17 protein-coding genes are annotated in these 20163 nt (G+C 44.2%); 11 read left to right on the plus strand and 6 right to left on the minus strand.

Translation table 11 applies throughout. The features are described 5' to 3' along the window. Positions 1-97: 97 nt before the first annotated feature. The gene (phoR, locus tag EKG38_RS18685) at positions 98-1423 is read left to right on the plus strand and encodes a phosphate regulon sensor histidine kinase PhoR (RefSeq protein ID WP_126521884.1); all 1326 of its coding nucleotides are present in this window, start codon (positions 98-100) and stop codon (positions 1421-1423) included. Between the two features lie 349 nt (positions 1424-1772). Beyond that, entirely contained in the window at positions 1773-2744 is a 972-nt protein-coding gene (locus tag EKG38_RS18690; protein WP_126521886.1) for a PstS family phosphate ABC transporter substrate-binding protein, read from the plus strand. A 1267-nt stretch (positions 2745-4011) separates the two neighbouring features. On the opposite strand, the gene EKG38_RS18695 is transcribed toward EKG38_RS18690, so the two are convergent. Then, positions 4012-4896 carry a collagenase gene (locus tag EKG38_RS18695; RefSeq protein WP_126521888.1) on the minus strand — a complete coding sequence of 295 codons (885 nt, stop codon included), beginning with the start codon at positions 4894-4896 and terminating at the stop codon, positions 4012-4014. A 200-nt stretch (positions 4897-5096) separates the two neighbouring features. Between EKG38_RS18695 and EKG38_RS18700 the strand changes: the two genes are divergently transcribed. Then, the gene (locus tag EKG38_RS18700; RefSeq protein WP_126521890.1) at positions 5097-6890 is read left to right on the plus strand and encodes a M1 family metallopeptidase; all 1794 of its coding nucleotides are present in this window, start codon (positions 5097-5099) and stop codon (positions 6888-6890) included. Positions 6891-7750: 860 nt separating this feature from the next. On the opposite strand, the gene EKG38_RS18705 is transcribed toward EKG38_RS18700, so the two are convergent. After that, complete coding sequence (locus tag EKG38_RS18705; RefSeq protein ID WP_126521892.1) at positions 7751-8245, minus strand: glutathione peroxidase; 495 nt, start codon at positions 8243-8245, stop codon at positions 7751-7753. 309 nt (positions 8246-8554) lie between these two features. Between EKG38_RS18705 and EKG38_RS18710 the strand changes: the two genes are divergently transcribed. Then, positions 8555-9094 carry a YfaZ family outer membrane protein gene (locus tag EKG38_RS18710; RefSeq protein WP_126521894.1) on the plus strand — a complete coding sequence of 180 codons (540 nt, stop codon included), beginning with the start codon at positions 8555-8557 and terminating at the stop codon, positions 9092-9094. 286 nt (positions 9095-9380) lie between these two features. Then, positions 9381-11051, plus strand: a complete 1671-nt coding sequence (locus EKG38_RS18715) for a diguanylate cyclase (RefSeq protein WP_439332668.1) — start codon at positions 9381-9383, stop codon at positions 11049-11051. A 55-nt stretch (positions 11052-11106) separates the two neighbouring features. Here EKG38_RS18715 and EKG38_RS24995 read toward each other — a convergent pair whose 3' ends face one another. After that, positions 11107-11277, minus strand: coding sequence for a hypothetical protein (locus tag EKG38_RS24995; protein ID WP_185826904.1), 171 nt, complete (start codon positions 11275-11277; stop codon positions 11107-11109). A gap of 110 nt (positions 11278-11387) precedes the next feature. Between EKG38_RS24995 and EKG38_RS18720 the strand changes: the two genes are divergently transcribed. Then, positions 11388-12499 (plus strand): IS3-like element ISSse3 family transposase gene (locus EKG38_RS18720; RefSeq protein WP_126521896.1). Its coding sequence is split into 2 segments (ribosomal slippage): positions 11388-11649 and positions 11649-12499, totalling 1113 coding nucleotides; the frame shifts between segments, so codons are not numbered across the junction. A 406-nt stretch (positions 12500-12905) separates the two neighbouring features. After that, a complete protein-coding gene (locus EKG38_RS18725) occupies positions 12906-13358 on the plus strand; it encodes a DUF924 family protein (RefSeq protein ID WP_126521898.1) in 453 nt (150 codons plus the stop codon). A 59-nt stretch (positions 13359-13417) separates the two neighbouring features. Here EKG38_RS18725 and EKG38_RS18730 read toward each other — a convergent pair whose 3' ends face one another. Continuing rightward, positions 13418-14293, minus strand: coding sequence for a LysR family transcriptional regulator (locus EKG38_RS18730; protein WP_126521900.1), 876 nt, complete (start codon positions 14291-14293; stop codon positions 13418-13420). 84 nt (positions 14294-14377) lie between these two features. On the opposite strand from EKG38_RS18730, the gene EKG38_RS18735 reads away from it, so the two are divergent. The 3 genes from EKG38_RS18735 to EKG38_RS18745 all read left to right on the plus strand — a co-directional run bounded on the left by EKG38_RS18735 (position 14378) and on the right by EKG38_RS18745 (position 16721). Beyond that, positions 14378-14788, plus strand: a complete 411-nt coding sequence (locus EKG38_RS18735) for a PACE efflux transporter (protein ID WP_126521902.1) — start codon at positions 14378-14380, stop codon at positions 14786-14788. A 397-nt stretch (positions 14789-15185) separates the two neighbouring features. Beyond that, positions 15186-15755, plus strand: a complete 570-nt coding sequence (locus EKG38_RS18740) for an OmpA family protein (protein ID WP_126521904.1) — start codon at positions 15186-15188, stop codon at positions 15753-15755. 141 nt (positions 15756-15896) lie between these two features. Continuing rightward, positions 15897-16721: a mechanosensitive ion channel family protein gene (locus EKG38_RS18745; protein ID WP_126521906.1), complete on the plus strand. Its 825-nt coding sequence runs from the start codon at positions 15897-15899 to the stop codon at positions 16719-16721. Between the two features lie 532 nt (positions 16722-17253). On the opposite strand, the gene EKG38_RS18750 is transcribed toward EKG38_RS18745, so the two are convergent. Then, positions 17254-17901, minus strand: coding sequence for a trimeric intracellular cation channel family protein (locus EKG38_RS18750; RefSeq protein ID WP_126521908.1), 648 nt, complete (start codon positions 17899-17901; stop codon positions 17254-17256). A gap of 349 nt (positions 17902-18250) precedes the next feature. On the opposite strand from EKG38_RS18750, the gene ltaE reads away from it, so the two are divergent. Then, complete coding sequence (gene ltaE, locus EKG38_RS18755; protein WP_126521910.1) at positions 18251-19261, plus strand: low-specificity L-threonine aldolase; 1011 nt, start codon at positions 18251-18253, stop codon at positions 19259-19261. 120 nt (positions 19262-19381) lie between these two features. Here ltaE and EKG38_RS18760 read toward each other — a convergent pair whose 3' ends face one another. Continuing rightward, positions 19382-20158, minus strand: a complete 777-nt coding sequence (locus EKG38_RS18760; protein ID WP_126521912.1) for a hypothetical protein — start codon at positions 20156-20158, stop codon at positions 19382-19384. Positions 20159-20163: the final 5 nt, after the last annotated feature.

Consider the following 20163-nt stretch of genomic DNA (forward strand, 5'->3'; position numbering starts at 1 on the left):
ATACCGATTGGTATTACTTTAAATTAAGTTAAGTTGGGCACCCGGGATGATTTAAGTTATCTTGTGCCCAGCTTCTATTTATGGCCATGCAATTTATATGTTTGATTCATATTCAGGTTATCGACTGCTTTCCCGGTTAATAACCTATCTGTTTTTATGTTTTATTCTGGGTCTAATTGTCGGGCAGGTTGTTTGGGTTCTCCTCATCGGCGCAGTAGCGCTTCTATTTTGGCATTATCGCCAATTATCCAGACTCAACTTTTGGCTATGGCGTGACAGGCGATTAACCCCGCCCAATGGCAGTGGCAGCTGGGAGGGTGTATTCAATGGTATCTACCGCCTTCAAGGTAAGAATAGGAAAAGAGTCTCTCAGTTAGCCTCTCTGCTTGGTCGATTCAGGCAAGGGGCTGAAGCACTGCCCGATGCGGCGGTGGTTCTGGACTCAGAATACAATATTATCTGGTGTAATAAACTCGCTCAGCTACTGCTTGGTTTTGTCTGGCCGTTAGACAGTGGTCAACGTATCGATAACCTTTTGCGTCACCCGGACTTTGCTAACTATCTGAAGAAAGCCGAATATCAAGAGCCATTGGAACTCGCCTCCCCCCATGCAGAAGGTCGTATCCTAGAGATTAGGGTTATGGGGTATGGTTCGGGTCAGTTTTTGTTGATAGCCAGAGATATCACCAGAGTAAGACAGCTCGAGGGGATGCGAAAAGACTTTGTCGCCAATGTTTCCCATGAGCTCAAGACCCCGCTCACCGTTTTACAAGGTTACCTTGAGATGATGCAGGGAATGGTTGAGCCAGGCTCTCCTAACATTAAAGCCGTGGAGCAGATGCAGCAGCAGACGAATAGAATGCGCTCTATGGTGGAGCAGTTACTGGTTCTATCCAGAATTGAAGATTCGACGGAAATAAACCTGGCACTTACGGTTAATATGTCCCATATGATGGAGATATTAAAGGAGGAGGCGAATGCACTATCCCAAGGTGAATATGAGTTGAGTTTCTATTGTGAACCCGACCTGTACCTCTATGGCAATGAACTCGAATTACGAAGTGCCTGCTCTAACCTTATCTCCAATGCCATCAGGTACACAGAGCCTGGAGGTAAAATCGATATCAGCTGGAAAAAGGTGGCCACAGGGGGCATTTTCAGTGTTAGTGATAGTGGAGATGGTATTGCGCCGCAGCACATAGGTCGTCTGACCGAACGTTTTTACCGTGTCGACAGTGCGCGCACGCGGCAACGGGGTGGGACAGGGCTGGGCCTTGCAATTACTAAGCATGCGCTCAGTAACCATCAGAGTGAGCTTATGATAACGAGTGAGTTGGGGAAGGGAAGTACATTTAGTTTTCTTATTCCCGTTAACCTTATCGAGAGCCATATCAATACCGATAAGGTCGATGATCTGCTGTGAACGGGGTAATGGAAGAGTATTCAGTTTCCCCCCTTAATTTCACAGCTAATCTTATCGAGAGCCATATCAACACCGACAAGGTAGATTTCAGTAAGTGAATTAAACAAGCTTACTTAGCTCAGAAGCAGGCCAATAGGCCTGCTTTTTTGTTTTAACCAGCTCGATGATTGCCCCAATAGATAAATCATTCTCATAAATTGCTCCTTGTCATCTAAGTGTCATATCAAGGTAATAGACTTGTCATCATTGGAACTGATACTGGCTGCAACTTAACTAGCTAGTCAACATCTAGCAAGTCAACACTTAGTAAGTCAACATCTAGCAAGTTCGCTTAATACTGGAGCAAAGAATGAAACTGAAACAGCTTGTCAGCGCGGTTAGTTTTACAGCCGCTAGTGTATTTTCTGCAGCATCTATAGCTGCAATCGATCAGTCGCTACCTGTGTATGAAAAATCGAGTGGCGTATCGGGTAACCTTTCATCGGTCGGTTCTGATACTTTGGCAAACATGATGACACTCTGGGCTGAAGAGTTTAAAGAGATGTATCCTAACGTGAACATCCAAATTCAAGCGGCAGGCTCCTCTACAGCGCCACCGGCACTGACAGAAGGTACTTCTCAATTTGGCCCTATGAGTCGTAAGATGAAGCCAAATGAAGTAGAAGCATTCGAGAAGCATTATGGCTATCAGCCAACGGCAATTCGTGTGGCTATCGATGCCCTTGCAGTATTCGTTCATAAAGACAACCCTATCAAAGGGTTAAGTATTGAGCAGATAGATGACATCTTCTCTGCTACTCATAAATGTGGCGGCAGCGACGTTAAGCGTTGGGGGGATCTTGGGTTAGAAGGAGGCTGGTCTGCCAGAGATGTGCAGCTTTATGGCCGTAACTCAGTGTCGGGTACCTATGGTTACTTTAAGAAAAAAGCACTCTGTAAAGGCGACTTTAAGGCTAATGTGAATGAACAACCAGGTTCCGCCTCTGTCGTTCAGTCGGTCTCTCAATCGCTAAACGCTATCGGTTACTCAGGTATTGGTTATAAGACGGCTGGCGTTAAAGCGGTAGCAATCTCTAAGAAAGGGACTAAGTTCATCGAGGCAACACCTGCGAATGCGGCAAGTGGTACTTATCCTCTGTCACGCTACCTTTATGTTTATGTGAATAAGCATCCAAACAAAGACTTAGCGCCTATGGACCGTGAGTTCCTTAAGTTTGCATTGTCAAAGCAAGGTCAGCAAATTGTTGAGAAAGATGGCTATGTTCCACTCCCTCGCAGTGTAACGGCAAAAGACTTAGAGAAAGCGGGTATCCGTCTTTAAGCACTAAGTACTAGTATTAAGTTCTACGCTCGCGCACTCATTCGATTTTAAAGAATGCGATTTAGAATAAAGTGATTTAAAAGGCCTCATCAGAGGCCTTTTTTGTGTTTGCAGATCGGTTTTCCCGTCATTCTGAACTCATTCATTGCAAAGAGCAGAATTCATATACTCTTCAGGTAGGAGTGACTTCAGCCGCAACTCCTCGTTACTCGCAACTCGTTACTTTCTTAGCTTTCAAATTTCAGGCAAAAAAAACGACCCGATTAAGGTCGTTACAAGTTCCAATATTTGGAATAGGGTGGGCAGTTACGCTAGAAACTACCAAAAAGTGGAGAATGATGATGAACAGTGAAAAAGCGGTAATCGATAACTATTAAGTACTAACCATCGAAGCCATAAATTCGGTTCATATACTCAGAGTGCGCCAATCTTAGAAAGTTCATTCGTTTTTTCAAAAACTGCAAAAATAATCAAAAAAACTCATTATTTTTATCTAGCGTCGGTTTGGCTGCTAGGTGAGGCGACTAGTTAGAGCTAAGGCGGTTCGTGAGAGCAGTGAGGCATAATCAATCGAACTGGGCTCAGGTAGAAAGCAGGCAAAAAAAATGGCAACCCTTATCGGGTTGCCATAAAAAGTTCGATAAACTTAAAAGAAGAGTCTGACTTAACGCTAGCAATGTCTGAATCTTCTTAGATAACCCAAATAGGTTACCAAGGGAGATGATGATGAACAGTGAAAAAGCGGTAATCGATAACTATAAAGTGCTAACCATCGAAGCCATAAATTCGGTTCATATACTCAGAGTGCGCCAATCTTAAAAAGTTCATTCGCTTCGTTTAAAAAAATCAAAAAAATTCAATATTTCTTATCTCACTGGGGAGCGGGCTATTCGGTGAGGCTGTTAGTTAGGACTGAGGCGGTTAGTCAACGCTAAGGCGGTTTATTAGAGTGGTTAGATATAATCCATCGAACTGATGCTGGAGATAGAAAACGGGCAAAAAAAATGGCAACCCTTATCGGGTTGCCATAAAAAGTTCGGTAAACTTAAAAAGAAGAGTCTGACTGAGCGCTAGCAGGGCCTGAATCTTCTTCAGATAACCCAATCGGGTTACCAAGGGAGATGATGATGAACAGTGACAAAACAAAAAATGATGCAATGTAACGGATTCATAAAATAAGACAGACCATTTTTTAATTGGTTCAATCTTTTATCCCTTTTTTCTCTATTTTTTATTATATCTTTTAAAACTATTGGAAATAGAGGGCTTAACTTAATGTTTTTAACCAGCGTTGAAACTCTTCATCCATACTGGTTCCCCATTCGTTAACCAGGGCCTGATATCGTGGATAGTCGCCCTTGCGGGTAAATGAAAGCATGGTATCGATCTTATCTTTATGTTGTTCCATCATAAAGCGTACTGCCAGATATCCCCATCTATAGACACGTTCGGTGCCGCCATTTTTTTCATAACTGGTGTTAAACAGCTCACTCAGTTGGTAGTTTTCTCCTTCGCTGGTGGGCCTTTTCGCGATGGAGATGGCGGGGGCATTATCATCGCCATGAGAGATGTACTCGCCTAAGCCTTCACTCCACCATACTAAGTGGGGGAGCAGAGGTGCTGGCTTTGGGCAGTATTCGGGGGCGCTATGGGAGTCATGTAGTGACGCACAAAAATCGCCATACAAGTTGAAGTGACCATCTAAATAGTGCACATATTCATGTGCCAGATTCCAGATCTGCCCCTTTTTTTCATAGGCAACAAATTCAGCTTGATTGTCAGCCCTGTGCGGCAACCCCTCTAAAAACATGCCTCCGTTGTCACTGGGGACATCGAAATGAGCCGTGACGTAGCGTTTGTACTCGTCGCTGGAGTGGTAGACATTGGCTCGCATGCTCACATTGTTATCATTAGTTACCGGTTTACCTTGAGTACCAAAAAACTGATGAAACTTAATCTCCTGCTTACTCATTAATTCGCACGCTTGTTCTATCTGAGCTTTCGTCAGTGCTTGAGAGCGGATCACTATGGTGTCGCTGCATGCATGGTTCTGTATAAGCACTTCAGATAATGGGGCGATTTCCTGACCTTGAACCACAGATGAGCACAAACATAAGATGCCGGCGATAGGGAGTAAATGAGATCTGTTCACTAAATATTTCCTCAAAATGATCTTTGTATACAATATTCATCGAGTGTTTCATCTTAGTGTATTTATGTCAATTACCATGACAAGCTAGGTTGTCATGGTTAATATACCCAAGTCACTTCTCGACATGCTGAATCCTGCATTTTGAGATCGTTTGGGTAAAAAAATACTGATTACTCTGCCGCTTTTAAAAGGAAGAACCTGTGCCAAATCGATGGGATAACAATCATGACTATCATTCATTTTCCAACGTAGATGAAGTTAGAGTTCGACACCTTGCTCTCACACTCGATGTCGATTTTCACGCTAAGCAGTTATCGGGTATCGCCGAACTCTACCTGGAATTTATCGATAAATCCTGTCGAGAACTTTGGTTGGATCTACGCGAACTATCGATTACTAAGGTGGTGGATGATAATGAAGATCTGTTAACCTTTAACATAGACGCAGAGGACCCTGTTTTAGGGCAAAGGCTTAATATTTCGTTAAAGTCGACGACCAGCAGAGTCAAGGTTCACTATCTGACTTCCCCTGGTGCACAAGGTTTACAATGGCTGACGCCGGAGCAAACCAGCGGTAAAAAACTGCCATTTCTGTTTAGCCAATCTCAGCCGATTAATGCCAGAAGTTGGATCCCACTGCAAGATAGCCCTAAGGCCCGAATAACCTTCGAAGCCAGTGTTACCGTGCCACTTGGTATGCGCGCCGTTATGAGTGCGATGAACGATGCCGATGCGGATTTTAACGGGCTGTTTACCTTCTCGATGGAGAAGGCGATGCCGACTCACTTGTTAGCGATAGCGGTGGGAGAGCTTGCCTTTGGAAAAATAGGAGGGAGAACCGGTGTTTATGCCGAGCCGGAAGTGCTAGCCGCTGCAGTAAGAGAGTTTGAAGACACCGAGCAGATGGTTGAAATTGCCGAATCCTTACTTGGACCCTATCCCTGGGGCCGATATGACATGATTGTATTGCCACCCAGCTTTCCGTTTGGGGGAATGGAGAACCCACGATTGGCATTTATCACTCCGACCTTAATAGCGGGCGATAAGAGTTTAGTTTCCACCGTTGCCCATGAGTTGGCACATTCATGGACCGGAAACTTAGTCAGCAACGCCACCTGGCGAGATCTGTGGTTGAACGAAGGCTTTACGACTTATTTCACTAACCGGATAGTCGAGGCGGTATTTGGTAAAGAGCAGGCTGAGCTAGAAGTGGTCATAGAGTATGGCCGCTTGAAAGAGGAGTTGGCGACAACAGAGTTTGATGCTCAAAACCTCCCCGCGAATGTGCAGACGCAAGATCCCAATGATGCCTTCAATCGTTTTACCTATGACAAGGCGTCCATGTTTGTTCACGATCTAGAGAAACGGCTAGGTAGAGCAGCATTCGACAAGTTTCTCTATCACTATGTTCAGCATTTCGCATTTCAGGCGATAACGACCGAAGTGTTTGTTGAATACGCCAGAGAGACATTGTTGGTCCAACACGACGATAAAATTACCGAGGCTGAGCTGTTAGAGTGGATCTATGGTTGTGGTATGCCTCCGTGTTTTACACCTCCTCAATCCGATAGTCTTGATAAGGTCGATGACGCGCTTTCAATGTGGTTGAAAGGGGCTAGCGCCGAATCATTAGCGACGCAGAGTTGGCGTGTACACCATTGGCAATACTTCCTGAATAGCTTACCGGAAGTATTACAGCAGGCTCAGTTGATGGAATTAGATGACTGCTTCAAGCTGACAGAGTCTACCAATGCTGAAATCGCATGTGACTGGTTCCGTGTGGCGATTCGAAACCATTATGACCCGGTCCTACCGGCATTGACTGAGTACTTAATCCGTATCGGGCGAGGTAAGTTTGTCAGACCCCTGTTCTCTGAACTTCAGGTGGCTGGCTACGATACAGACATTAAAGAGATTTATGCGAAAGCCAGAGAGGGTTACCACCCATCTATCGTCGTTCAACTGGATAAGAGTTTAAAGTTCCCCTCATCATGAAAAACAGATCGTCATGAAAAAATAGGTCGTCATGAATAGTACTCGTCATGAATAGTACAGTGCGGCTGTTCAGCTTGGTAAGGTGACGTTATCGGCGCGGATAGACCGCCTGTTTCGTGAAGCATAGGCTTTACAGTTTCAAACAGGCAAAAAAAATGGCATCCATTTTCTCTATCGAGGTGGGATGCCATAACATTCTTAATAAGAATCAGTATCTGGAATCGTTAAGCAATTAGCGCTAGCAGTTTACTTAACTCTTCCTACGGGTACTCAGTTGAGACCCTAATGGGAGGTGATGAACCATGATGAAAACATTAACATGTAACACTTAACTCGCTACATATACTCAGAGTGTCACTACGGGGAAAAGTTCAAATCAGGTCATAAATAGTTAAAAAATATTTTTGAATCGATAAATATTTTTCGCCATCATTTTGGTGAAGACAAAAAAAGGGCAACCATCTGGCTGCCTGATGATCTCGAAAGATCAAGGGGACCGCGCTAGAAGTCCCGGGAGAATGATGAACAAGAAAAAGCATTTCGCTGTTCATATATTTTGATGCTCCGGGGACGTAAAAGTTCAAAAAACAACCAAACTTTTTTGTGTTTTTTTCAATTTTTTTTTATCTTGTTGTTTATTTTAACCTGAACTAGGGTTAACGAATTAAGTAACTAATTGATAATTAAGGTACCTTAAGATATAGGTATGGCATTCTCGAACAATTGTCTCAGTTCAGATAACCCAGTGACGCAATTTAGGTGATTATCAAGGCGTTTATGTGAGTCAATAACGAGTTATTGAGAGCAAAAACAACGTAGATAGGTGCTTAAATGGCGTTATTGGGCGACATGGCTTAACCCTAGTTCAGGTTATTTAGTAAACTAATTATTCTTTTTTCTATCGAATCGGGTTTAGTGGTTGAGGCGTACCGTTCGAGTACCGCTCCGTTTGCATCGATTAAGAATTTAGTAAAATTCCATTTGATCCCTTCACTGCCCAATACGCCTTTAGCCGATGACTTCAGATATTGATAGAGCGGGTGTGCCCCTTCGCCATTGACCTCTATTTTTTCAAACAGTGGAAAACTGACTCCGAAGTTCAGCTCACAAAAAGATTGAATTTGATCTTCACTACCGCTTTCTTGTTCACCGAATTGATTACAGGGAAAACCCAGTACGACGAAATTGTCTGGTCCATACTTTTCGTAGAGCTCCTGCAGGCCTTTGTATTGAGGCGTGAAACCACAGGCACTGGCGGTATTCACTATGAGTAGCACCTTGCCTTTGAATTGAGAAAGCGAGACTGCTTCTCCCTGAATATCCTTGACCGAAAAATCATAAATGGATGTCGTCATTTGTTTTTCCCTATCTGTTATTCCTTATCTGTTATTCCTTATCTGTTTTATTGAATATAACAACATAATCAGTATTGCGCAACCAAGTTGCGCGCAACTCATTTTCCATGTTTAATCTCTTGGGACGCCGCGATACAGCTTGTCACATGAACTCCGGCTTTTGATTGAATGTTGTCATCTAAACGTGGATGTGACCATTTAATTACTGCTTTGTTTGTATTTGACTTTATTTATCTTTTTAAAACAAAGAGATATTCTTTGGGTGGGGCGATTTTGATATTATTGTGAAAACGAAAAATTGAGATTTATATGAAATTTAAAATGTGGGGTTGCGCGCTCCTTCTATCCAGTGTTGCCATTACCGCTCATGCCAGTGATTTAAGTGTTGGCCTGAACGATAATGTGATCTCCACCGATCTTATCTTCGACCTTAACAAGCACTCCAATGCCTCTGTGGGTTATATCTACTCTAACGATGGCGGTCACCTGGCCTCCGGTGCGATGCACATAGAGCACGATGCAGGCATACATCACTTTGAAATTGGTGCTAAATTCTCTTATGTTTGGGCAAAACACAGTGCAAATGGAAGTGTAGTGGGGATTGGCGGTCGCTACGCAATGGACCTAGGCTCAAATTTATCATTTCATGCCTCAGGCTATTATGCGCCAACGGTACTCTCTTTCGGTAGCGTCGATGGCCAGTACGAATTAGACAGCAAGGTGCAGTTCAAACTTAATCCGAATCTGGCGTTGTTTGCAGGTTATAGAAATATTCGTTTCCAATATGACAATGCCTCAAACTCAACGTTTGATAGTGGTTTCTATCTCGGCGGGCAGGTGAGTTTCTAAGTTTGCTGCCGGGTAAGATTATCTATAAGGTCGCTCGGCTTTTTACTGTGTTATCGCGCCAATAAAGGGCCGGTAACACGTCTATCCCTTCTTCTCTTTGGCTGTTCCGGCATCTCAATTCCCCCATCCATATTTGAAACTCAGTAAATATTCCTGATTATGTTGCAAACCTTTAGTCGTATTAATAGAATTACTGTTTGTTGTGAACGTTTTGTATCGGGGCTAGCTTCGGGGAGCCGGGAACAGCAACACCTATGTTGGCAAAAAATATGGAGGCTAATCGCAAATGTTCCATAGAGCGTGTGTTTCATTATTTCTGTGCTTGAGCCTTATCGGGTGCAGTTTCGCTACCTTCGCGGCGCCCTCCCTGGACCAATCGTTTCTGTTTCGCGCCTCTCCCCATGAAAGTGCTCCCTCTAAGCACAGCGATGTGATGACGTGGTTGTCATCATTGGAAAAAGCCAACAAGATCAGTCTAACGGGTGGGAGTTATTGGTTAGCCATGCCAGTTTTGATGTATGAAGCCGAGCCAGAGTGGGTGGTCAATGTTAGAAACTCAATCGTGGAGTCACTGGATTACTACGTTATCGGAGATGATGGCAGTTATCAAAAGGCACACACTGGCTACGATGCACCCTATGAATTTCTGTTCGATTATGGTCGTAAAGTTGAATTGAATTATGGTGTGGAGTACTGGCTAATCGTTCGAATAGAGAGCCGCTACTTCTCCTCTGTCCCCAAGGTAGAGCTAAAATCATACGACGAACATAAGAGAAGTTCAGATCTGGAGGCGATGGCGGTGATCTTGTGCCTCGGCGGCCTCTTATTTATTGCTCTATATAATTTACTCATTTACACCTCAATTTTAGACCGTGCCTTTCTCTATTATGGCTTATATGTATTGGTCTACTTTGTGGGGTGGGGCTTAACTTTCCATATCCCGGCTCACTTAATGAGCTTTCATAACTTAGAGCTTCACCATCTGTTCTTTATCGGATTGCCGATTTTTAATATCCTATTTTATAAGCACTTTCTCCAGCTTCCTGAATATTCACCTAAGTTATGGTTTTTAAGTAAAGTGCTGCTGTGGGCCTGCGTGATTGCCTTGCCTACCAGTATCTTTCTGGTCTCTCATACGGCGCTTATCGCCTCAGTGTTAATCATGCTCTGGATCGTGCTTGCCATCACCTGTGGTAACGTTTGTCTGCTCAAAGGGTTTTCCCCAGCGCGTTATTTTATCTTTGCCTTTACCTGCCTGTTACTGCCGGCCGTGATTATCTTGCCCGGTAATCTGGGGCTCACTCCGGATTTTTTTGCGTACGCCGAGTTGGCCACCTTAGTGGGCGGCACCGCCGATGCCCTGCTTTTATCATTGGCGCTGGCAAATAAGATAAAGTTACTCTCCGAAGAGCGGCAAACATACATAGAAACATTAGGAGAAGCCTGGGAAAAAGTGCGTCAAGATCAACTGACCGAACTACCGAATCGTCATGCGTTCGATGAATTTATGCAGTCTGAGGCACGACTAGGTAAAGATGCGAAGCAAACTCAACATCTGTTTTTATTAGATCTCGATGGCCTCCAGCAGGTCAATCACCAGCTTGGACATCAAGAGGGGGATTGTTTATTGCAGTATGCGGCTAAACAATTGACAGCGATCTGTGATGCGTTTGAAAGCACGAGTCTGTTTCGTATCGGAGGCGATAACTTTGTTATTCTGGTATCGGTCGAACAGACTCCCGATATCGAAGCCCGGTTAGCTGAACTCTCAATAACTATCGAAAAAGAGGGCGGTAAAGATACCGGGCTCAGCTATGGTTATGCCTTAAATCAGGATGCGAATGATGCCAGTGAGTGGTTGAGAACCGCAGATATGAATATGTATATTCGTAAGGCGGAAAAACGTCGACTCAAGCATAGCCAAAGCAGAACGATTCCAATGGATTCTCTGGTATAGCGCTTCGAGCCTGTGCCTATGTCAATGCTTAGCCTTAAGCCGCCAGCTCTCCTTTTTACTGCCACTTTTGCTCTTGATGCTCGCCTTCGAGCCCCTCGAAGTACTGACGCTTCTGAACTGCTTCTTGCCTGCGTCTGTGCTTATTTTGCTTAGTTCTCTGTTTACCTTGACTATTTTCGTCTTCATTCTCCCTGAGTGAATAACTCTTTTCATAGAAGCTTGTCATATTCATCTCCAATTAAAGCTGCGACCAATAGAATGTGTAACCCTCCCCTAAAATAGTCCCATGCATAATTAGAGTTCTCCCGGTACACTGAAATCTCAAGGAGAATGATAATGAAGAAATCACGCTATACCGAAACTCAGATAATTAAGATCCTGAAAGAAGTAGAAGGTGGTCGTCTGATCAAGGAAGTCAGCCGGGAATATGGTATTTCAGAGGCTACCTATTACAACTGGAAGAGTAAGTTCGGTGGTATGGAAGCCTCAGACATTAAACGCTTACGCGAGCTTGAAGATGAAAATCGACGCTTAAAACAGATGTTTGCAGACATCAGTTTGGAACATAAGATCCTCAAAGATCTCGTCGAAAAAAAGCTCTGAAGCCAGCGGTTAGGCGCGAACTGGTTGATTATGTGCTCAATGTACATCAAACCAGTATTCGTCTTGCCTGCCGCGTTGTTGGCATCAGTCCATCGGTATACCGCTATCAGCCTGATAAGTGCCGGGATGACCCCGTTATTGCAGCGCTTCAGGAGCATGCCGAAAAATATCCGGCATACGGGTTTGGCAAGCTGTTTAAAGTCCTTAGACGCAAGGGAAAGTCATGGAACCATAAACGTGTTTACCGCGTGTATTGCGAGCTTAAATTGAACTTCCGACGTAAGGGCAAGAAGCGCCTGCCTAATCGCAATCCCGCACCGTTAGCGGTTCCTGAGGCAATGAATCAATGTTGGTCGATGGACTTTATGTGTGACAGTTTACACTGCGGGCATCGCTTCCGAACGTTTAATGTCATTGATGATTTTAACCGGGAAATATTGGCTATCGAAGTCGATTTAAGCCTCCCGGCCCAACGCGTTATCAGAGTGCTAGAGCGGATTATTGCCTGGCGTGGTATGCCACAAAAGCTGCGGATGGATAATGGTCCGGAGTTTATCTCTCTGGCTTTAGCTGATTGGGCGGAGCTCAACCGAGTTCAACTGGAGCACATCAAACCGGGAAAACCGACACAGAACTCGTATATCGAGCGATTTAATCGCACATATCGAACAGAAGTTTTGGACATGTATCTGTTTAAAAGTCTCAGGGAGGTACGTGAAATTACAGATAATTGGATGAATGAATATAACGAAGAGCGGCCACATGATTCACTTGGAGATCTAACTCCGTGGGAATATTTGGCGAGCAAGAAACAGGGAGGAAACTCTACTTTTAAGTGGAACTAAAATAGGGAGGTTTACAAATGTATCGCTGTCCTTTTCTCATTTCTGTGTTGATTTGTTTTCTGAGGGAGTAACCGTGAGTTCAACAACGCGCCTTGAATTCAAAAATCAGAGAGGCTCTGAATGGAGCATTCTTCAATGAAGAGTGGCAATTATTTTATTGCTCAGTATTACAGGGCAAATGACTCTGTAAATAGGAGGTTGTAAAAGCAGCTATTGGGATTTCATATTACTAAACAAGAGCTAAACAAGAGCTAAACAAGAGCTAAACAAGAGCTAAACAAGAGCTAAACGAGAGATAAATTTTTGTGAACTCATCCCCATCTAGACTAAAGTCCAACATCTTAGTGCTTGCTGTGAATGATACTCTCGATTTTTATGACTGTATTGTTGAAGTGAGTGGTGCGAAATGGAGCAGTTTCTAAAACAGTGGTTTACAGAGTATGAAAAGGGCGAGGGAGTGGAGGCTAAGTCGCTTTCGACTCAAGTTCAATCAGAGTGGGGTACGCTTTTAGAGAAGGCCAAACAGGGGAAACTCAATGATTGGCAGAGAACACCACCCGGACGAATGTCACTTATTCTTTTGATGGGGCCGGTTGCTCATCTGTTAGCCGATACCGACGTGCATACTCTGCATGGCAAGGCCAGAGAGTTATGCCTGAAAGGTGTCGATCTGGGCTTTGATACCCAATTGGAACCTGTTCAACGTCGTTGCTTTTATGATCCACTCTTTTACTCGACCATAGCGGAAGATCGCCAGTTATTGATACGCTTACTCGAGGGGATGCAATCACAAGTCGAGGCACCGGAAAAACCTGTATGGTCGAACTGGTATGCTCAGGCTTCATCTTTAAACTCTTGACGTTAAAAGTGCCAGTAAGCTTTTCTGGAGTGCTTGAGGGCTACCTGCTTTCAAGCGCTTTAACTTAGTAGCCTTCTTAATAGCTTTCTAAGAGAGCGGTTAGCCGAGGTTTCCATCGCAGTATGTTGAATAACGTCCACATTTGCCTGCCAACCAAGCTGCTCGAATTGCACCGGAACTCTACAGAGCTGTTTTTTGTTAATGGCATCCTCCGCTAAATGCAGTGGAAGCAGTGTCCAACCAAACCCTGACTTTGCCAATTCCAGTAATACATAGTAGTTATCTGCATACCAAACATCGGGAGAGTGGGCTTGATTAAACCAGGTAACTTTTGAGCCCTGAGAGCCGATAACCAGTTGTCTGTGCAGTTTCAAAATATCGACATGGGCGGCATCAGTTTGTGCCAGAGCATGTTTTGGGCTAACTAATAGCTCGAATTGAACCGTGCCCAGAGTTTCGAAGTCGAGCATCTCGGGATAGACATTTTCGCTGAACACCAGACCGGAAGTCGCTCGTTTATCGGCCACTAACTGAATAACGTCCTGGCTCGATGCACAGAGAAACTCCAGTTGAAGTTGCGGGTGTTGTGCCTCCAGTTGTGGCAGAAGGTCGACCAACCCTGAGTAGGGGATCCCCTCATCGATAGCAAGAGTCAGTTTTAGCTCCTCCTCCGATTCTAATGCTTTTACCTGTTGATCCAAGCGTCTATGTTGCGCTATGACTGCTTTCGCCTGTGGCAGAAGCTTCTCTCCGGCCTTGGTGAGTTTTGGGTAACGTCCGCTTCTGTCAAATAACTGCAGGTCAGTGTCTATCTCCATATTCATGATATTTTGACTGACCGCTGATTGTACTTTACCTAACTTTCTCGCGGCCGCAGAGAATGAGCCCGATTCAACGGTGGTGACGAATGAGGTGAGCTGTTCAATGGTAGACATATCAGTAATTGTGATGGTATCCAATTTTTAAGTATCTTACATCCAGATGATAATGGCTTCAAGTTAAGAGATTGGAGTATTGATATGAAAACCAGAGAGAGAGTATTTCACGCAATTTTATTTGAAATAATAGCGTTGGCGATCGTGGTGCCCGCGGCCGCAATGTTCAGTGATAAAGACGCCTCTTCATTGGTTGCGGTGGGAGTGGGTTTAAGTGTTTACGCCGTAGTTTGGAATTATTTTTACAATATCTGGTTTGATAAGCAATTTGGTGCAGAGCGTTCATCACGTAGCTTGTTAATGAGGTTTGGACATACCCTTGGCTTCGAAGGTGGGATCATTTTTGTCACTGTGCCTTTGGTTGCATGGTTTTTAGGGATAAGTTTAACCGCAGCCCTGCTTCTTGAAGCGGCATTCTTAATATTTTTCTTTGTTTATGCGATTGTGTTTAACTGGTGTTATGACTATTTCAGAGCCCAGATGCAAATAGTATAAATCTGCGCTAATAGCCCTGAAACCGGGGGAGAGTATTCTGCAGCGATGATTATTAAGTTTTTACTGCTTTAGCTTTGATAATTACGCAGACAGATATAAAATACTCTTCGGCCGCGGGAGGGGCAAAATAACACTATGTTGATAAGGGCGAGGAGTGACAGGCTGGCAAGTGTCACTGTCTATTGCGTATTTTCCTGTTAAACATTTTGCAATCCGCAAGAATATTTCCTTTCCCTTTGTTAGTTCAGGCTACCCTTGCTGTTTCTGTTAAAATAAGTACTTAACATCGATAGAAAAATCATGAAGACAAGTATTTAAGTTGGCTTGTTCGGATATGATATAAATCTTTTAGTTTATAGTTTTAATTATTAACTATATAAGGCTGCGGGATAGAGTGATGAAACAACTTATGCTCAGTTTTCTATGTATTGCAGGCATGACACTTAGTTTTTCGGCATTTAGCTTGAGCGATAGCGACCAAGATGGCGTTCCCGATATGAAGGATGCCTGTCCTGACACTCGCCCAGGTGCTCGGGTCGATGCCGCAGGGTGTGAGAAAAAGACCGAATTTGAAAGTATATGCTTAAGCACAACTGCTGGTGAAGTTTATCCTCCCAGTTGTAGTGAACTCAGTGAGTTGCCGCTGAATTTTGAGTTTGCTAAGGCTGAAGTGCTGTTTTCTCAGTGGAAAACCTTGGCAAGATTAAAGCAGTTTCTGCAACGCTATGATGTGAACCTTTGCCTTCTGGGTTATACAGACGCTATGGGAAGTTTGGACTTAAACCAAAAGTTATCGGCTCAGCGAGCCACTGCTGTAAAGCAAATTTTGGTGGAGGATTATGGCTTTAGTGCTTCTCGTTTTATTGTAAAAGGGATGGGGAGTGAATCACCTGTTGCCAGCAATGAAAAGCCCGAGGGGAGAGCCTCAAATCGACGAGTCGAGTTTGTCGTAGATTTGAATAGATAGTTGAGCTGGATAAACTTTGAACTATAGGCTTTTTGATTTATAGATAATTGAATTTGATTTATTAGATGATTAAATTTAAATCATCTAATAGAGTTTTGATATGTCCAAACGGTGTTTGGTTAATTTTTAGGGAGTTATTTAATGGAAAACTTGGAAGGTTTGATCGAGCAAGCACCAGAGCTTATCGTGGCCTATGGAATGAAAATTATTTTTGCAATTGTCATCTTTCTTGTCGGTAAGTATCTGGCGGGTGTAGCTAAAAAAATATCAGATAAGTTAATGACTAAGCGAAAAATTGACCCAACTGTGGTCTCTTTCGTCTCTAATATTGCCTGGGCGTTGGTATTTGCGTTCACGGTCGTTGCGACATTGGGACAGTTAGGCGTTCAAACTGCGTCTTTAGTCGCCGTAATTGGTGCCGCCGGTTTAGCCGTTGGCCTGGCGCTGCAGGGTTCACTGTCTAACTTTGCTTCTGGCGTCTTGATGGTACTGTTTCGTCCCTGTCGTGTGGGTGATTATGTGGATGCAGCAGGTATCTCGGGTACCGTCGATGAGATCACTATTTTCTCGACCAAGCTGTTAACACCGGACAATAAGCTGATTATTGCGCCTAACTCGGCGATGATGGATGGGACTATTGTTAACTATTCTGCCATGGATACCCGTCGTGTCGACTTGGTGATAGGTGTGTCATACGATGCCAATTTAGCCGAAGCTAAGAAGGTATTGACTACAATCGTTGAGAATAACCAGTACGTCTTAAAAGATCCTGCTTATACGATTGCTATCTCAGAGCTGGCCGATTCTTCGGTTAACTTTGTTGTACGTCCCTGGGTTAAGGGCAGTGATTATTGGCCTGCATATTTCGAACTGCTTGAGCAGATTAAACTCGCTCTCGATGAAGCCAATATCGGTATTCCATATCCACAGATGGATCTTCATCTGAAGGAGACGCCTTCAGTGTGATCCGGTAGGGTTATCGGGTAAGCGTTAAGAACAGATAAGGTCGGCATATGCCGACCTTATCTATGTCTGGAACATTTATGCCTATTTGGCAGGGATGCACACTAATAGGCGTTATGTCTGGAACATTTATGTCGGTTTCCCAGGGAAGGATAGAAACCGGCTTTATGTCTGGAACATTTATGGAAGTCACCCATGGCCTAAAATGTTCCCTGCATTTACAGGCATTCCCTCCATCCATGGAGGTCAGATAGGGAGAAAGTGACTTTCGTTGTGTCTGGAACACTTATGAAAGTCACCCATGGCCTAAAATGTTCCCTGCATTTACAGGCATTCCCTCCATCCATGGAGGTCAGATAGGGAGAAAGTGGCTTTCGCTATGTCTGGAACATTTATGAAGTCCACCCATGGCCTAAAATGCTCCCTGCATTTACAGGCATTCCCTCCATCCATGGAGGTCAGATAGGGAGAAAGTGGCTTTCGCTATGTCTGGAACATTTGTGTCTGGCTTTTTTTTGAATGCTTAAGGCTAACTTTAATGTGACGCGCCATCATGGCCGTGTTCGTATTGGTAATCAAACTTGGGCATGCCCCAGTGAAATTTAATCGCCAACATTCTGAAGCTGAAACCAAATGATAAGCAGATAGCTAAGTTGATCGACTCGGCTATTTCAAAAGACTTAAGGCCAACATATAGGCCCGCGGTTAGCAGTGCTACTAAGGCGTAAAGCTCTTTCTTGAAAATCAAAGGTACCTGGTTACACAAGATATCGCGGATCACGCCACCAAATACTCCGGTGACAACTCCCATGACGACAGCGACAACCGGGCTAAAACCTAACATTAAGGTTTTCTGGGCACCTATGATGGAAAATACGGCTAAGCCGAGTGCATCGATAGCCAGAAACAGCTTGGACAGATAACGCATTACCGGTGCGATTAATACGGTTAATAGCGAAGCAAACGCTATGGCTATCAGGTAATGTACGTTCTCGACCCATATTAGCGGGTAGTTACCCAGTAGCATGTCTCTTAGGGTTCCGCCGCCTATCGCGGTGGCGCAACCAATAATCACAACACCAAAAAGATCCATCTGTTTTTTTCCGGCGGATAAGGCTCCCGTCATCGCTTCAGCAATGATACCGACAAGCCAGAGAAGGCTGATAAATTGAACTTCTTGCATTGGAATACGCCATCGTGAGAAAAGAGCAGAGATTTTGCACTAAAATCCCGGTGGTGGGAACTGACATTTTTTGTGTTTTGATATTAGTTTAACTAATCTATTTATGTACGGCTTAATTGTTGATCTCTGTTGTGTCGCGGGCTCTAGAGGTTGCCGCGCCTATTATTGCTAATCACCAATGTTGTTACGTTGTTAAAATGCTTGTTTTGGTTTGATATGGTTGAAATTCACCCAAAATAACCTTGTTATATTTGATGCCAGCACTCTGCTCTTTTAACAGTAGCACCTTGTCAGCAGTAAGGTTAGTATGCCTAATCTCGAAATATTTTATTTGTTGTAAAGGGGCCTGATGATAGATTTTCGTAGCGATACCGTGACCATGCCGACAGAGGCGATGCGTAAAGCGATGGCGACTGCCGAAGTTGGGGATGATGTTTATGGTGATGACCCAACAGTAAACCGTTTAGAGGCACAGGCTGCTGAAATGTATGGTTTCGATGGCGCCTTGTTTACCTCATCGGGTACACAAGCTAATTTGTTAGCCCTGATGTCACATTGTGACCGTGGTGATGAATATATCTGTGGTCAACAGGCACATAACTATAAATTTGAAGGTGGCGGCGCCGCGGTGCTTGGTAGCATCCAACCTCAGCCCCTGAACAATCAAGCCGATGGCTCGATTTTACTGTCGGATATCAAAGGAGCAATAAAGCCCGATGATGTGCATTTTGCCAATACGCGATTGGTGAGTTTAGAAAATACTATCGGCGGCAAGGTGCTTCCCCAGAGCTATATTGCCGAGGCGCAACAGTTAGCTTTTAACCATGGGTTGAAAATTCACCTCGACGGGGCTCGAGTGGCTAATGCGGCCGTTGCCCAGAATATTGCGATTAGCGAGATCACTCAATATTTTGATTCTGTCTCTATCTGCTTATCTAAAGGCCTTTGTGCTCCGGTGGGATCTATCCTGTTGGGTGATGAACGCTTGATAGGTAAAGCGAGGCGCTGGCGTAAAATGTTAGGTGGCGGAATGCGTCAGGCTGGTATACTTGCTGCGGCAGCGGGTTTAGCTATAACGGATCAGGTTGAGCGCTTAGCCATCGATCATGATAATGCCCGTTATCTTGCAGAGCAGCTGTCGACACTGACAGAGTTCAGAGTCGATATCCTATCGGTTCAGACAAATATGGTATTCGCACATGTAAATGATGGCGTGGATATCGCGTCTCTCGCAATGAAACTAAAGCTGAGCGGCATCTTGATAAGCTCTGGTTCCACACTTAGGTTAGTGACTCATGCCGATATAAGTCGCGCCGATATTGATACCTTTATTGATGAACTTAAGCGTTATCTGAAATAGCTTGGTCAGGCAATTTCCCCGATTGGTTTTATATGAAAAAAGTCTGCATCGGCAGACTTTTTTATTTGCAGGTCTGTGTATCTAAAGGCCAGTGTATGTCACGGCTAGTGTCTATAACGTTTAGTGAGCATGACTGCCTTGACCATCAGATAGCCGATTGCCATTACTGTCATAAAAACCTGAATTACCATGTTGGATAAATCCCTGAGTTATCATCTTAGCGATAAAAGGGTCTGATTCACTATCGCCGACATCGGCGAAATCCAAATCATTATAATCTCTGGTGAGGGCATCGAATTCGTTCTTGCTGATGGTGTTAGCCGAGATTAAGCGATAGGTTCTCCGTTGCTTGCCCTGCCCTAAGGTAAGTAGATAGGGGAGCGAAAGTGATGCTATCCACTCCAGCTCTATCTCTTGTCCATCTTGTTTGCCTCGGTATTTATTCACTGTAAAACATGAACGCCCGATACTCTCAGTCGGCTCTAGTTGTGATTTGAGCTTAGGCGATACTAAGTGGAAAAGTTGCTCAAGGTCATAGGTCATATTGAGAGAGCGGAGGTCGCTTGGCCGATAAGTGATTGAGCGCTGCTCCTGTGGAAAATAACGTACATATTCGCCATTTCTATCCCAAGCCTCAAACGCTATGGGGGATTTTTTGTAGATCACTCTATTCTGGCTTTTAATGAGTCGAATATCCCTATTGCTCACCTCACCGCCCGATTGAGGTTGGCCACTAAAAACGGCATATCGGACATCTATGTTGTCAGAGGTTAACTCTTCGCACTCAAATGAAGACACTGGCGTTTGTTGTAGCTCTTGATCCTCCGTTGCTGAATGGGCAAGAGAGGGGAGGCTAATCGAAAACAATATCGCAGCGCCAAGTAAAGTGTACTTCATGAAAA

Origin of the sequence: Shewanella canadensis (assembly GCF_003966225.1) — a bacterium.
Classification (GTDB): domain Bacteria; phylum Pseudomonadota; class Gammaproteobacteria; order Enterobacterales; family Shewanellaceae; genus Shewanella; species Shewanella canadensis.

Bases quoted from the DNA above. Each gene is read 5' to 3' on its own strand.
- EKG38_RS18750 (WP_126521908.1), bottom strand. From the start codon at position 17,901: ATGCAAGAAGTTCAATTTATCAGCCTTCTCTGGCTTGTCGGTATCATT.
- EKG38_RS18730 (WP_126521900.1), bottom strand. From the start codon at position 14,293: ATGTCTACCATTGAACAGCTCACCTCATTCGTCACCACCGTTGAATCG.
- EKG38_RS18690 (WP_126521886.1), top strand. From the start codon at position 1,773: ATGAAACTGAAACAGCTTGTCAGCGCGGTTAGTTTTACAGCCGCTAGT.
- EKG38_RS18745 (WP_126521906.1), top strand. From the start codon at position 15,897: ATGGAAAACTTGGAAGGTTTGATCGAGCAAGCACCAGAGCTTATCGTG.
- EKG38_RS18705 (WP_126521892.1), bottom strand. From the start codon at position 8,245: ATGACGACATCCATTTATGATTTTTCGGTCAAGGATATTCAGGGAGAA.
- ltaE (WP_126521910.1), top strand. From the start codon at position 18,251: ATGATAGATTTTCGTAGCGATACCGTGACCATGCCGACAGAGGCGATG.
- EKG38_RS18710 (WP_126521894.1), top strand. From the start codon at position 8,555: ATGAAATTTAAAATGTGGGGTTGCGCGCTCCTTCTATCCAGTGTTGCC.
- EKG38_RS18740 (WP_126521904.1), top strand. From the start codon at position 15,186: ATGAAACAACTTATGCTCAGTTTTCTATGTATTGCAGGCATGACACTT.
- EKG38_RS24995 (WP_185826904.1), bottom strand. From the start codon at position 11,277: ATGACAAGCTTCTATGAAAAGAGTTATTCACTCAGGGAGAATGAAGAC.
- phoR (WP_126521884.1), top strand. From the start codon at position 98: ATGTTTGATTCATATTCAGGTTATCGACTGCTTTCCCGGTTAATAACC.
- EKG38_RS18760 (WP_126521912.1), bottom strand. From the start codon at position 20,158: ATGAAGTACACTTTACTTGGCGCTGCGATATTGTTTTCGATTAGCCTC.
- EKG38_RS18735 (WP_126521902.1), top strand. From the start codon at position 14,378: ATGAAAACCAGAGAGAGAGTATTTCACGCAATTTTATTTGAAATAATA.
- EKG38_RS18725 (WP_126521898.1), top strand. From the start codon at position 12,906: ATGGAGCAGTTTCTAAAACAGTGGTTTACAGAGTATGAAAAGGGCGAG.
- EKG38_RS18715 (WP_439332668.1), top strand. From the start codon at position 9,381: ATGTTCCATAGAGCGTGTGTTTCATTATTTCTGTGCTTGAGCCTTATC.